At 71.9% G+C, this 12,444-nt stretch carries 14 protein-coding genes; 3 read left to right on the forward strand and 11 right to left on the reverse strand.

Annotation, left to right across the window (positions count from 1 at the left end; all coding sequences use genetic code 11):
• Window positions 1-443 precede the first annotated feature (443 nt).
• Both ABZ532_RS01155 and ABZ532_RS01160 read left to right on the forward strand, forming a co-directional pair.
• Complete coding sequence (locus ABZ532_RS01155) at window positions 444-1,676, forward strand: CoA transferase (protein WP_361278245.1); 1,233 nt, start codon at window positions 444-446, stop codon at window positions 1,674-1,676.
• A 77-nt stretch (window positions 1,677-1,753) separates the two neighbouring features.
• Window positions 1,754-2,560, forward strand: coding sequence for a CoA ester lyase (locus ABZ532_RS01160; RefSeq protein ID WP_361278648.1), 807 nt, complete (start codon window positions 1,754-1,756; stop codon window positions 2,558-2,560).
• A gap of 64 nt (window positions 2,561-2,624) precedes the next feature.
• Here the strand turns inward: ABZ532_RS01160 and lgt are convergent, their stop codons facing one another.
• From lgt to hisI, 11 genes are all read right to left on the reverse strand, one after another.
• Window positions 2,625-3,605, reverse strand: a complete 981-nt coding sequence (gene lgt, locus ABZ532_RS01165) for a prolipoprotein diacylglyceryl transferase (protein ID WP_361278247.1) — start codon at window positions 3,603-3,605, stop codon at window positions 2,625-2,627.
• Window positions 3,606-3,737: 132 nt separating this feature from the next.
• Complete coding sequence (locus ABZ532_RS01170) at window positions 3,738-4,529, reverse strand: thioredoxin domain-containing protein (RefSeq protein WP_361278650.1); 792 nt, start codon at window positions 4,527-4,529, stop codon at window positions 3,738-3,740.
• 198 nt (window positions 4,530-4,727) lie between these two features.
• The gene (gene trpA / locus ABZ532_RS01175) at window positions 4,728-5,555 is read right to left on the reverse strand and encodes a tryptophan synthase subunit alpha (RefSeq protein ID WP_361278249.1); all 828 of its coding nucleotides are present in this window, start codon (window positions 5,553-5,555) and stop codon (window positions 4,728-4,730) included.
• Window positions 5,552-6,850, reverse strand: coding sequence for a tryptophan synthase subunit beta (trpB, locus tag ABZ532_RS01180; RefSeq protein WP_361278251.1), 1,299 nt, complete (start codon window positions 6,848-6,850; stop codon window positions 5,552-5,554). Before trpB ends, trpA begins: the two co-directional genes overlap by 4 nt.
• A gap of 115 nt (window positions 6,851-6,965) precedes the next feature.
• Window positions 6,966-7,175: a tryptophan synthase subunit(beta) gene (locus tag ABZ532_RS01185; RefSeq protein WP_361278254.1), complete on the reverse strand. Its 210-nt coding sequence runs from the start codon at window positions 7,173-7,175 to the stop codon at window positions 6,966-6,968.
• Between the two features lie 9 nt (window positions 7,176-7,184).
• Window positions 7,185-7,994, reverse strand: coding sequence for an indole-3-glycerol phosphate synthase TrpC (gene trpC, locus ABZ532_RS01190; RefSeq protein ID WP_361278256.1), 810 nt, complete (start codon window positions 7,992-7,994; stop codon window positions 7,185-7,187).
• A 130-nt stretch (window positions 7,995-8,124) separates the two neighbouring features.
• Window positions 8,125-8,532: a DUF2752 domain-containing protein gene (locus tag ABZ532_RS01195; RefSeq protein ID WP_361278653.1), complete on the reverse strand. Its 408-nt coding sequence runs from the start codon at window positions 8,530-8,532 to the stop codon at window positions 8,125-8,127.
• Window positions 8,533-8,706: 174 nt separating this feature from the next.
• The gene (locus ABZ532_RS01200; RefSeq protein WP_361278258.1) at window positions 8,707-8,991 is read right to left on the reverse strand and encodes an HGxxPAAW family protein; all 285 of its coding nucleotides are present in this window, start codon (window positions 8,989-8,991) and stop codon (window positions 8,707-8,709) included.
• Window positions 8,992-9,145: 154 nt separating this feature from the next.
• On the reverse strand, window positions 9,146-9,802 hold the full coding sequence (locus ABZ532_RS01205) for a TIGR02234 family membrane protein (RefSeq protein ID WP_361278261.1): 657 nt from the start codon (window positions 9,800-9,802) through the stop codon (window positions 9,146-9,148).
• A 14-nt stretch (window positions 9,803-9,816) separates the two neighbouring features.
• Window positions 9,817-11,319, reverse strand: a complete 1,503-nt coding sequence (locus ABZ532_RS01210) for an anthranilate synthase component I (protein WP_361278264.1) — start codon at window positions 11,317-11,319, stop codon at window positions 9,817-9,819.
• A 23-nt stretch (window positions 11,320-11,342) separates the two neighbouring features.
• Window positions 11,343-11,723, reverse strand: a complete 381-nt coding sequence (gene hisI, locus ABZ532_RS01215; RefSeq protein ID WP_361278266.1) for a phosphoribosyl-AMP cyclohydrolase — start codon at window positions 11,721-11,723, stop codon at window positions 11,343-11,345.
• An 84-nt stretch (window positions 11,724-11,807) separates the two neighbouring features.
• Here hisI and ABZ532_RS01220 point away from each other — a divergent pair, with 84 nt between their 5' ends.
• Complete coding sequence (locus tag ABZ532_RS01220) at window positions 11,808-12,440, forward strand: TIGR03085 family metal-binding protein (protein WP_361278268.1); 633 nt, start codon at window positions 11,808-11,810, stop codon at window positions 12,438-12,440.
• The last annotated feature ends 4 nt before the right edge of the window (window positions 12,441-12,444 follow it).

Consider the following 12,444-nt stretch of genomic DNA (forward strand, 5'->3'; position numbering starts at 1 on the left):
ACTGGCGCCGTCCGCCCGGATGGCGGGGCTCGCGGCGTCCGATGCGTGCCCTCGCGAGACGGTGGGGGTACCCCCACCGAAGGTCGGGGGGAGCCGTCCTCGTACTGGGCGGGCCTGAACGGTCCCGACCACGCAGCGAGTGCGCGGGCTGGGGGCACCTCCCAGGCGAAGTTCTGGGGGGAGTCGTGGGCCAGGCGGGACTTCTCAGGCACGGCCTGGGCCGCTGCGGTGGGGTACCCCACCGCAGGTCGGGGGAGGTCATCCTCGTACTGGGCGTACCTGGACGACTCCGACAACGCGGTGAGCATGCGTGCCCGGGGCGCATCCCAGGCGAAGCTCTGGGGAGTCGCGAGCCAGGCGGGACTCCCCGATCACGGCCTGGGCCTTGTCCGGGGCCGTGCCCGCCCAGTCAGCCGGAGTAACCGAAGGAGCTTGGAGCCCTCATGCACGACCCCGACGCCGACGGTGCCGCCGCCCCTCACCCTGCCGGGGACGGTCCGCTCGCCGGACTGCGCGTCCTCGATCTCGCCACTCTCTTCGCCGGGCCGCTCGCCGCCACGATGCTCGGTGACTTCGGTGCCGAAGTCATCAAGGTCGAGCACCCGCTCAAGCCCGATCCCTCCCGCGGGCACGGCCCCGACAAGGACGGTGTCGGCCTGTGGTGGAAGCTGCTCGGCCGCAACAAGCGCACCATCACCCTCGATCTGTCCACGTCCGGTGGGCGCGCGACCCTGCTGCGGCTCGCCGCCACCGCAGACGTGATCGTCGAGAACTTCCGCCCCGGCACCCTGGAGAAGTGGCGGCTCGGCTGGGAGGAGCTGAGCGCGGTCAACCCCCGGCTGGTGCTCGCCAGAGTCACCGCCTTCGGGCAGTACGGGCCGTACTGCCGCCGGCCGGGCTTCGGCACGCTCGCCGAGGCGATGAGCGGTTTCGCCGCCATCACGGGTGAACCCGAAGGCCCGCCGACCCTGCCGCCGTTCGGTCTCGCCGACTCCATCGCGGCACTGGCCACCTCGTACGCCGTGATGACCGCGCTGACCGCCCGGACCGCGTCGGGTCGCGGGCAGGTGGTGGACATGGCGATCATCGAACCCATCCTCACCGTGCTCGGCCCCCAGCCCATCTGGTTCGACCAGCTCGGCTACGTGCAGCCACGCACCGGCAACCGCTCCCGCAACAACGCCCCGCGCAACACCTACCGGTCGGCCGACGGGGCCTGGCTCGCCGTCTCCACCTCGGCGCAGTCCGTCGCCGAGCGGGTGATGCGGCTGGTCGGGCGGCCCGAGCTGACGAGCGAGCCGTGGTTCGCCACCGGCAGCGGACGGGCGGAGCACGCCGACGTACTGGACGAGGCCGTGGGCGGGTGGATCGCCCGGCACACCCGTGAGGAGGTGCTGGCGGCTTTCGAGCACGCGGAGGCCGCGGTAGCGCCCGTGCACGACGTCCGGGACGTGATGGCCGACCCCCAGTACCGCGCACTGGACACCATCACCGAGGTGCCCGACCCGGAGCTCGGACCCATCCGCATGCAGAACGTGCTCTTCCGGCTCTCCGCCACCCCTGGACGGATCCGCTGGGCGGGCAGGCCGCATGGCGCGGACACGGACGCCGTGCTCGGCGAGCTCGGACTCACGCCCGAGCGGATCGCCGCACTGCGCCGCGAAGGTGCGCTGTGAGCGCCCGCCCGCACACCGCCGGCTTCCTTGCCGCTGCCGCCGATGATGTGGACGCCGCTCCCGCCGCCAGCGCCCCCCTGACTCCCGAAACGGCCCCGCTCACCTGGCTGTACGCGCCCGGCGACCATCCCGATGTCGTCCACAAGGCGCTCAACTGCGGCGCCGACGTGGTGATCGTGGACCTCGAGGACGCGGTCCCGCCCGAGCGCAAGGCATACGCCCTCGCCGCGACCGCCGAACTGCTCACTTCCTCCCAGCCCGTGCCCGTCCACGTCCGGATCCATGCCGAGCGTGACATCCCGGCACTGGCCGGGCTGCCCGGCCTGTCCGCTCTGCGTATCCCCAAGGTGACACACCCCACCGACATCCTGGGTCCGGCGTCACTCGCCCCGGGCACCGGGCTGTACGCCCTGCTGGAGTCGGCGTCCGGTGTCGAGCACGCCTACGCCATCGCGACCGCGACACCCGCGGTCCACGGGATCGCCCTCGGCGAGGCCGATCTGCGGGCCGACCTCGGGGTGCGGGACGACCGGGGGCTCGACTGGCCGCGCAGCCGCATCGTGGTCGCGGCGCGGGCGGCCGGGCTCGCACCACCGTCGCAGTCGGTGTATCCCGACATCCGCGATCTGGACGGGCTCGCGGAGTCCTGTGCCCATGGCCGGGCGGTCGGCTTCCTGGGCCGTGCGGCGATCCATCCCCGGCAGCTCCCGGTCATCGAGCGGGCCTACCTGCCCAGCCCGGAGGAGGTGGAGCAGGCCGAGGAGATCGTCAAGGCGGCGGAGACCGACGCGGGGGCACTGGCCCTCCCGGACGGGCGCTTCGTCGACGCGGCGGTGGTGGCGACGGCGCACCGCACGCTCTCGCTGGCCCGCCGCGGCGCCTGAGCCGGTCAGGGGTGAACGCGAAGGCCGCCCGGCCATGGTGGTCGGGCGGCCTTCAGTCGCTGGGTCAGCTCTTCCGGGCGGTCTCCGATTCGGCCGCGTCATCGTCGCGGTCCTTGCCCAGGTCGGCGGGTGCGGGGTCCTCGGGGGTCCGCTCACCTTCCTCGGGGTCCGCCGCCGTCGAGCCGGCGTCACCGCTCGCACCGGGGTTGTCCCCGGCCTTGACCGCCTCCGGCTTCGCGGGCTCCACGACCTCCTCGCGGCCCGGGCGCAGCTTCGCCGAGACCACGATGTAGGCCACCGCCAGGGCGAAGACGATGATCGCGGTCCAGACGTTCAGCCGCAGGCCCAGGATGTGGTGGGCCTCGTCGACCCGCATGTACTCGATCCAGGCGCGGCCCGCGCAGTACGCGGCGACATAGAGCGCGAAGGCGCGTCCGTGCCCGAGCTTGAAGCGGCGGTCCGCCCAGATCACCAGCAGGGCGACGCCGACGCACCAGAGCGACTCGTAGAGGAACGTCGGGTGGTACAGACCAGGCTCGCGGTTGACACCCTCGCTGATCCTGAGGGCCCAGGGCAGGTCGGTCGCCTTGCCGTACAGCTCCTGGTTGAACCAGTTGCCCCAGCGCCCGATCGCCTGGGCGAGGGCGATTCCGGGCGCGATGGCGTCGGCGTACGCGGGCAGCGGGATTCCCCGCCTGCGGCAGCCGATCCAGGCACCGACGGCGCCCAGGGAGATCGCGCCCCAGATGCCGAGGCCGCCCTCCCAGATCTTGAGGGCGTCGACCCAGTTCTCACCCTCGCTGAAGTACAGCTGGTAGTCGGTGATCACGTGGTACAGACGGCCCCCGACGAGGCCGAACGGCACCGCCCAGACGGCGATGTCGGCCACCGTGCCGGTTTTGCCGCCGCGGGCGATCCAGCGCTTGTTGCCGAGCCAGACGGCGACGAAGACACCGATGATGATGCAGAAGGCATAGCCGCGCAGCGGTACCGGTCCGAGATGGATCACACCGGTCGACGGGCTGGGAATGTAGGCAAGGTCCATGGCACAACCGACGCTACCTTGCCGGACCGGAACCATCGCAACCCGCCCTGCAACGTCTGGATAACGAGCAGCCGAATGGCAGGTTCCGGCCATTCCACCGGAACCGCTCCGCCGTCCGGCCGGAATCGGCCCCTATGAGGCTCCCGGCGTGGCAGGCTGCTCCGACCCCGTGCCGGGCCGCTTGCCCTGGTTCGCCTCGGTGACCCACTGCTTCAGACTCTCCGGTGTGAGCTGCTCGGCGCCCTTCGCGGGGAACACCGGCTCCCCGTTGAGCAGCACCGTCGGCGTGCCCCTGTGCCCTGCGGCGTGGAAGGCCTCGGCCGACCTGTTCACCCAGTCGTCGTAGGTGCCCTTCTCCACACAGCTCCGGAACGCCGGGGTGTCCAGCCCTTCGACCTGCCGAGCGAGCTCGATGAGCTCGGCGTTGTCGCCGAAGGTGTCCTCGGCCTCCGAGGGCTGGTTGGCGTACAGGACGTCGTGGTACGCGACGAACTTCCCCGCGTCCTGGGCACATGCCGCGGCGTTGGCGGCGCGCAGGGAGCCCGTGCCGCCGAGATTTCCGTCGATGATCGTGGCGAAGCGGTAGTCGGCCCTGACCTGCCCCGAGTCCGTCAGCTCATGGATCGCGTCCCGCATCCTGGTCTCGAACTGGGCACATACCGGGCAGCGGAAGTCCTCCCAGACGGTGAGCGTGGACGGGGCGTCGGCCCTGCCCACCGTGATCGCGAGCTTGTCCTTGCCCGTGGCCCCGCTGGGTGCGGTGACGGGTCCGGTCCGCGGTGCCGTCGTGTCCTTGGTGGACTGGCTGTCCTTACGGCCCGCGTTGGCGGCGATCACGCCGATGACCGCGGCGAGACCGAGCACACAGACCACGGCCGCGCACACGATCAGCAGGCGCCGCCGCTTCTCACGGGCCTTGTCCATTTCACGTTCGCGCACGAGCCGCTCACGCGCGGCCTGCCTTCCGTCGGCGTCGCCGGAGTGACCGGCACTGTCTGGTTTGTCAGGCCTGTCGGGGTTGTTGTCGCTCACGCCACAGCAACGAACCGGGGAGGCGCATATGCGCCTCCCCGGTCAGAGGTCCACCCGTACGGACGAACCCCGGTGATCCGCTTCAGCGGGTCAGCGCCGGCGTACGCCCTGGGCCAGCTCGCCCGCCAGTGCCCGTACCGCCGCCGTCCCCGCCTCGCGGCCGTCCGCGTCGAGCAGCAGCTTCACGAAGGCCGAGCCGACGATGACACCGTCGGCGAACCCCGCGACCTGCGCCGCCTGCTCCGCGTTCGACACACCGAGTCCGACGCAGACCGGGAGACCCTCGCGGGCGCCAGGGGTGGCGGCGCGCGTACGCTGCACCAGGTCCTGGGCCTGGGCACCGACCGACTCACGGGTGCCGGTGACCCCCATCAGCGAGGCGGCGTAGACGAAACCCGTACCGGCCCCGGTAATGGTGGCCAGCCGCTCGTCCCTGCTGCTCGGCGCCACGACGAACACCGTGGCGAGCCCGTGCTTCTCGGCGTGCTCGCGCCACACCCCGGACTCCTCGACCGGCAGGTCGGGCAGGATGCAGCCCGCGCCTCCCGCCTCCGCGAGCTCGGCGGTGAACCGCTCGATGCCGTAGCGGTCGATCGGGTTCCAGTAGGTCATCACCAGCACCGGCTTGCCCGTGGCCTGGTGCGCCTCGCGCACGGTCCGCATGACGTCCGCGATCTTCACACCGCCGCGCAGGGCGATGTCGTCGGCGGTCTGGATGACAGGTCCGTCCAGGACCGGGTCACTGTGCGGCAGGCCGACCTCGACGACGTCGGCGCCGCCGTCGAAGATCGCCTTGATCGCCTCGACACCGCCGTCGACGGTCGGGAAACCGGCCGGGAGGTAGGCGATCAGAGCCGCCCGGTTCTCGGACCTCGCCTGCGCCAGGGTGTCGCTCAGCAGCTGAATGTTTCCGCTCACTTGGCGTCCCCCTCGATCTCGGCGATCTCGCCCGCCGCGTCCGCCTCGACGACGGCGCCTGCCGCCGCTTCGGTGTCGTAGAGCCCGAAGTAGCGGGCCGCCGTGTCCATGTCCTTGTCGCCGCGGCCGGACAGATTCACCACGACCAGCCCGTCCTTGCCTAGCTCCCTGCCGAGGTCGAGCGCCCCGGCCAGGGCGTGCGCCGACTCGATCGCCGGGATGATGCCCTCCGTACGCGACAGCAGCCGCAGCGCCTGCATCGCGGCGTCGTCGGTCACGGCCCGGTACTCACCGCGTCCACTGTCCTTCAGGTACGAGTGCTCGGGGCCGATGCCCGGGTAGTCGAGCCCGGCCGAGATCGAATACGGCTCGGTGATCTGGCCCTCGTCGTCCTGGAGCACGTACGAACGCGAGCCGTGCAGGATGCCCGGCTCGCCGGCGGTGAGCGTGGCCGCGTGCTCGCCGGTGTCCACTCCGTGGCCCCCGGGCTCACAGCCCACCAGCCGGACACCGGTGTCCGGGATGAAGGCGTGGAAGAGGCCGATGGCGTTGGAGCCACCGCCGACGCAGGCCACGACCGCGTCCGGAAGGCGGCCCGCGCGCTCCAGGATCTGGCGGCGGGCCTCGACGCCGATGACCCGGTGGAAGTCGCGGACCATCGCCGGGAAGGGGTGCGGGCCCGCGACGGTGCCGAAGAGGTAGTGGGTGTGGTCGACATTGGCGACCCAGTCGCGGAACGCCTCGTTGATGGCGTCCTTGAGGGTGCGGCTGCCGGACTTCACGGGGATGACCTCGGCGCCGAGCATCCGCATCCGGGCCACGTTCAGCGCCTGGCGCTGGGTGTCGATCTCCCCCATGTAGATGGTGCAGTCGAGACCGAAGAGGGCGCAGGCGGTGGCGGTGGCGACACCGTGCTGTCCGGCACCGGTCTCGGCGATGACGCGGGTCTTGCCCATGCGCTTGGTGAGCAGGGCCTGACCGAGCACATTGTTGATCTTGTGCGAACCGGTGTGGTTGAGGTCCTCGCGCTTCAGGAAGACCCGGGCACCGCCCGCGTGCTCGGCGAAGCGGGGTACCTCCGTGAGCGCGCTGGGGCGGCCGGTGTAGTGGACGAGCAGATCGTCGAGCTCGGCGGCGAAGGCGGGATCGGCCTTGGCCTTGTCGTACTCGACGGCCACCTCGTCCACGGCGGAGACCAGGGCCTCCGGGATGAACTTGCCGCCGAAGTCGCCGAAATAGCCCCGTGTGTCGGGGACCAGGCCCTCGGGATCGGGAATGAAGTAGTCGCTGGGCATGCCAGAACTCCTTGTGAGCTGTGAAGCCGAAAAAGAGTGTGGGTGTGATGACGCCGTGGACGCTGAGTGCGCTAGTGCCTCAGTGTCTGAGCACGGAAGCGCTTGGGCGCGTCACTCAGCGGCGCCATCGCATGCCGTTGACCTGACCGGGCTCATCCCCGATCACATAGCGGACACGCCGTCCATGCACCCGCCGCGCCGGTGCCCGGCAGCCGCGCGGGCGGCAGCCACGAGCCAGGGGCGCGTGCGGCAGCCGCCCGCGCGCAGCCGCACCCGGGCGGCGAAAGCCCGGGCGGGTGGCTGTGCGGCGGACGACGGCGGCCATGGACGGGAGTCAGCCCCTTCCGTGCCGCAGCGCGGGATGGGCGCCGGCCGCGACCAGATCGGCCACGGCGGACTTCGGGTCACGCCCGGTGACCAGGGACTCGCCGACCAGGACCGCGTCCGCGCCTTCATTGGCGTAGGCGATCAGGTCGTGCGGGCCGCGGACACCGGACTCGGCGACCTTGACGATGCTCGCGGGGATCTCGGGCGCGACGCGCTCGAAGGTGCCGCGGTCGACCTCGAGGGTCTTGAGGTTGCGGGCGTTGACACCGATGATCTTGGCTCCGGCGTCCACGGCCCGCTCTGCCTCGTCCTCGTCATGGACCTCGACCAGCGGGGTGAGCCCGATCGACTCGGCACGCTCGATCAGGGAGACCAGGGCCTCCTGGTCGAGCGCGGCGACGATCAGCAGGACGAGGTCGGCGCCGTACGCACGGGCCTCCCAGAGCTGGTAGGAGGTGACGATGAAGTCCTTGCGCAGCACCGGGATGTCCACCCGTGCCCGCACGGCCTCGAGGTCCGCGAGCGAACCGCCGAAACGGCGCTCTTCGGTGAGGACGGAGATGACGGCCGCACCGCCCGCCTCGTAGTCGGCGGCGAGGGCTGCCGGGTCGGCGATAGCGGCGAGCGCGCCCTTGGAGGGGCTGGAGCGCTTCACCTCGCAGATGACCTTGACCCCGTCGCCGCGCAGTGCTGCGACGCCGTCCTTGGCCTGGGGCGCCTTGGCGGCACGCTCCTTGAGCTCGTCGAGGCTGACCCGCGCCTGCCGCTCTGCGAGGTCGGCGCGTACGCCTTCGATGATCTCGTCGAGCACACTCACGCGAGCGGCCCCCTTCCGGGTGGTTGTTGGTGGATCACGATCAGCTATGTCGATGGTATCCGCAGGAGGGCGAAGGCCCCGCATCCGGTTGACGGGCATCCCACTCCGTGGAACATCACTCCGCGGAGCGTCATGGCGCGAGCACCGCCCCGAACGGCAGGTTCCTGACCACCGTGAAGGCCAGCAGGACCCCGCCGACGGCCCATCCCCAGGAGGCGGGCAGCCCCAGGCGGAACGGCCGTCCCCGGATCGCACGGACGATCCAGACGGTCCAGACCACGGCGAAGACCCCGTAGCCGAGGGTGGCGAGGGCGTTGGCTCCCAGGGCGGCGCCGAGATCGCCGTGGATGAAGGCATGGGCGCTGCGCAGACCGCCGCAGCCGGGGCAGTAGATCCCGGTGAGCCTCAGCAAGGGGCAGACCGGGTAGTGGCCGGGCTCATGGGGATCGACGGAGCCGACGTACGCGAAGGCCGCGGCGACGGCGGCCAGACCGGCCAGCGGCGTCGCGAGCCGTCGCGCGAGAGGCACCGGCGCCACGGGCGGCGGGTCCGTACGGGGCGCGGCGTGCGGCGTCCCCGGTGCGGGGGAGTCCCCCGCACCCGGTCCCGGTGCGGCAGAGGCGGCAGTAAAGGCATCCACCTGGTGATTGTCCCCCCGGCATACGGTGAGACGCAGCCCGGGCCCGCCGGACCGCGTCTCACCAGTGGCGTGTCAGGCGGCCGCGGTGGCCTCGGCCGGCGTGGCCTTCACGGGCTGCGCGGCATCGGCGGAGCCCTGGACCCGGACCGGCTCGAGCTTGGAGCCGAGACCGGCCGCCTTCATCGCTCCGCCCACGACGGCGCCCAGAAGAATCACGCCGAAGCCGGCCCAGAAACCGAGGGGGTTGTTCGCCACCATGAAGACTCCCGCGACGCAGAAGCCGATGAAGCTGATGATGACGCCGGTCCAGGCGGCCGGGGTGTGTCCGTGTCCGCCGCCGTGGCTGCTGCCCGCCATGAAGTGCTCCTCTTGGGTGTTGCTCTGTGGGTGAGGCCGTGAGGTCAGGCCGTCGAGTGGGTCGGCAGTAGGCCTCTCCCGCGCCAGTGGCGCCGGCAGACCTCCTCGTCCCCCATTGTCCCGTACGCGGACGGCTGTCCGGACGTGGGGGTCGTCACTGATCGCCGGTGGGGTCCTCGCCGCGGTCCAGTGCCTTCCACAGCTCCTCGGGGCGGTCCGGGTCGGCGGCCTGGCGGGGCTTGCGGGGGCCGCCCCCCTCGCGCTCGTAGCGGCCGGACATCGCGGGCCAGGACCGGCCGAACCGCAGGGCGAGCAGCCCCGCGAGCAGGATCAGCAGTCCGCCACCGGCGGTGACGAAGGGCCAGACGGTGTGGGTGAGGGCCTCGGCGGCGGCGTCGCTGGTGCCGGTGGTACGCCGGGCCTGCTCGTCCAGGGTCCCGCTGCCGGCGGCGCCGAGGAACGCGGCGACAGCGGCCCCCGCACCGCTGAGTGTCAGCAGCACGGAGACCAGCAGCCTGCCCGCGCGGCGCACGGCGAACACGGCGACGAGCGCGGCCAGGCCCACCACGGCGAGAGCGGCGGGCACACCGGTGACGTCACGGCCGTCCGCCTTCAGCGGGACGCTGCCACCGACGGCATCGGCCGCGCCCTGTGCCCAGGTCTGCCCCGAGGCGAGCAGCACCACGGCGGCGCCGACGGCGCCGAGCAGCAGGGCGGCGGCAAGACTGCGCCTGCTGCTGTTCGCCGCCTGCGCGGCCCGTGCGGTCTCGGTACGGGGCTGGGGTACGGATGCAGCACTCACGCACCCCACTATCCCCTACGCGCTCAGGCGCCGTTCAGCCGGTTCGCGGTATGGACCGCGCGCAGCACTGCGGCGGCCTTGTTCCGGCACTCCGCGTCCTCGGCCGCCGGGTCCGAGTCAGCCACGATCCCGGCTCCGGCCTGCACATACGCGGTGCCGCCCCGCAGCAGAGCGGTGCGGATGGCGATGGCGGTGTCGGAGTCGCCCGCGAAGTCGAGATAGCCGACACAGCCGCCGTACAGCCCGCGCCGGGAGGGCTCGAGCTCCTCGATGATCTGCATCGCGCGAGGCTTCGGGGCGCCGGAGAGGGTGCCCGCGGGGAAGCACGCGGTCAGTACGTCGAAGGCGGTGCGGCCGTCGGCGACCCTGCCGGTGACGGTGGACACGATGTGCATGACGTGCGAGTACCGCTCGATGGACATGAAGTCGACCACCTCCACCGAGCCCGGCTCGCAGACCCGGCCCAGGTCGTTGCGCCCCAGGTCGACCAGCATCAGGTGCTCGGCGCGCTCCTTCGGGTCGGCGAGCAGCTCGTCCGCGAGGTCGTGGTCGTCCTGCGGGGTCGCTCCGCGCGGCCGGGTCCCGGCGATGGGGTGCAGCATGGCCTGCCCGTCCTCGACCTTGACCAGCGCCTCCGGACTGGAGCCGACGACATCGAAGGGGCCTTCGTCGTGCGGGAAGCGGATCAGGTACATGTACGGGCTCGGGTTGGTGGCCCGCAGCACCCGGTAGACGTCGAGGGCGCTCGCCGTGCACGGGGTCTCGAACCGCTGCGAGGGCACGACCTGGAAGGCCTCCCCCGCGCGGATGCGCTCCTTGACGTCCTCTACGGCCTCCTGGAACTGCTCGCCGCTCCACATGGGCGCGGTGTACGGGGGCAGCTCGGAGGACGGCAGGGCGCGCGGCCGGGAGTCGACGGGCCGGGCGAGGTCGGCCTCCATGGCGTCGAGCCGGGCGACGGCGTCGGCGTAGGCCTCGTCCACGCCCGTCTCGAGGTCGTTGTGGTTGATCGCGTTGGCGATCAGCAGGACGGAGCCGTCCCAGTGGTCGAGTACGGCGAGGTCCGAGGTGAGCAGCATGGTCAGCTCGGGCAGCCGCAGATCGTCGCGCCCGTGCTCGCCGATCTTCTCCAGGCGGCGGACGATGTCGTAGCCCAGGTAGCCGACCATGCCACCGGTGAACGGCGGCATGCCGTCGCTGAGGTCCCGGGGGGTGTGCAGGGTCTCGACGGTGGCACGCAGGGCCTCCAGCGGGTCGCCGTGCGTGGGCACGCCGACCGGCGGGTTGCCGACCCAGTGCGCCTGGCCGTCGCGGACGGTGAGGGCCGCGTCCGACCGTACGCCGATGAAGGAGTACCGGGACCAGGACCGTCCGTTCTCGGCGGATTCCAGCAGGAAGGTGCCGGGGCGCTCCGCCGCGAGCTTGCGGTAGAGGCCGACCGGGGTGTCGCCGTCCGCGAGCAGACGGCGGCTGACGGGGATGACACGGCGGTCGGCCGCCAGCTTGCGGAAGGTCTCGAGATCCATGGCGTACGACCCTACTGGTGCCACTACCCGCCGCCGAGCGGCAGCTCGTCGGCGTCGAAGCAGGTGCGGTCGCCGGTGTGACAGGCGGCGCCGGTCTGGTCGACCCTGACGAGGACGGTGTCGGCGTCGCAGTCGAGCGCGACCGACTTGACCTGCTGGACGTGGCCCGAGGTGTCGCCCTTGACCCAGTACTCCCGGCGGCTGCGTGACCAGTAGGTGGCGCGTCCGGTGGTCAGGGTGCGGTGCAGGGCCTCGTCGTCCATCCACCCGAGCATCAGCACCTCGCCGGTGTCGTATTGCTGCGCGATGGCCGGCAGCAGACCGTCGGCACTGCGCTTGAGGCGGGCGGCGATGGCGGGGGCGAGTGCGCTGGGCGTCCTGGGCGTGCCTGTCGTGCCTGTCATGGGAGCCATTGTGCCGCGCCGCGGTCCACGCCCCGCCGTGCGTCCACTGGGCGGACGCGCGGACGCGGACGTAGGCTGACCAGCATGTCGACCCATGCCAAGCGTGAACGGCTGCTGCTCGCGGATCTGTTGGAGGCGGCGGGCCCCGGCGCCCCGACCCTGTGCGAGGGATGGACCGCCCGTGAACTGGCGGCCCATGTGGTGGTGCGCGAGCGCCGTCCCGAGGCCGCAGGGATCGTGCTGAGCCCGCTGAAGGGCAGGCTGGAGCGGGTGCAGGCGGAGTACGCCGCGAGGCCGTACGAGGAGCTGATCCGGCTGGTCCGTACCGGCCCGCCGAGGATGTCACCCTTCTCGCTCAAGCCCGTCGACGAGGCCTCGAACACCGTCGAGTTCTATGTCCACGCCGAGGACGTACGCCGGGCCCAGCCCGACTGGACCCCGCGCGAGCTGGACCCGGTCTTCGCCGACGTGCTCTGGTCGCGGCTGGAGAAGGGGGCCCGGCTGCTGGGGCGCAAGGCACCCGTGGGGCTCGTCCTGCGCCGCCCGAACGGCCAGACGGCCGTCGCCCACAGGGGCGCCCCGGTAGTGACGGTGACCGGGGAGCCGGGCGAGCTGACTCTCTACGCGTTCGGGCGGCAGGAGGCGGCGCATGTGGAGGTCGACGGCGACAAGGAAGCGATCGACCGCGTGAGCCGCGCCCAGCTCGGGATGACCTGATCCA

The organism is Streptomyces sp. NPDC019396, from assembly GCF_040632375.1.
GTDB lineage: Bacteria > Actinomycetota > Actinomycetes > Streptomycetales > Streptomycetaceae > Streptomyces.

Coding starts and splice junctions, on each gene's coding strand:
- ABZ532_RS01155 (WP_361278245.1), top strand. CDS start 444: ATGCACGACCCCGACGCCGACGGTGCCGCCGCCCCTCACCCTGCCGGG.
- ABZ532_RS01185 (WP_361278254.1), bottom strand. CDS start 7,175: ATGGCCGCCGTCGTCCGCCGCACAGCCACCCGCCCGGGCTTTCGCCGC.
- ABZ532_RS01170 (WP_361278650.1), bottom strand. CDS start 4,529: ATGGACAAGGCCCGTGAGAAGCGGCGGCGCCTGCTGATCGTGTGCGCG.
- ABZ532_RS01220 (WP_361278268.1), top strand. CDS start 11,808: ATGTCGACCCATGCCAAGCGTGAACGGCTGCTGCTCGCGGATCTGTTG.
- hisI (WP_361278266.1), bottom strand. CDS start 11,723: ATGACAGGCACGACAGGCACGCCCAGGACGCCCAGCGCACTCGCCCCC.
- ABZ532_RS01210 (WP_361278264.1), bottom strand. CDS start 11,319: ATGGATCTCGAGACCTTCCGCAAGCTGGCGGCCGACCGCCGTGTCATC.
- lgt (WP_361278247.1), bottom strand. CDS start 3,605: ATGGACCTTGCCTACATTCCCAGCCCGTCGACCGGTGTGATCCATCTC.
- trpB (WP_361278251.1), bottom strand. CDS start 6,850: ATGCCCAGCGACTACTTCATTCCCGATCCCGAGGGCCTGGTCCCCGAC.
- ABZ532_RS01200 (WP_361278258.1), bottom strand. CDS start 8,991: ATGGCGGGCAGCAGCCACGGCGGCGGACACGGACACACCCCGGCCGCC.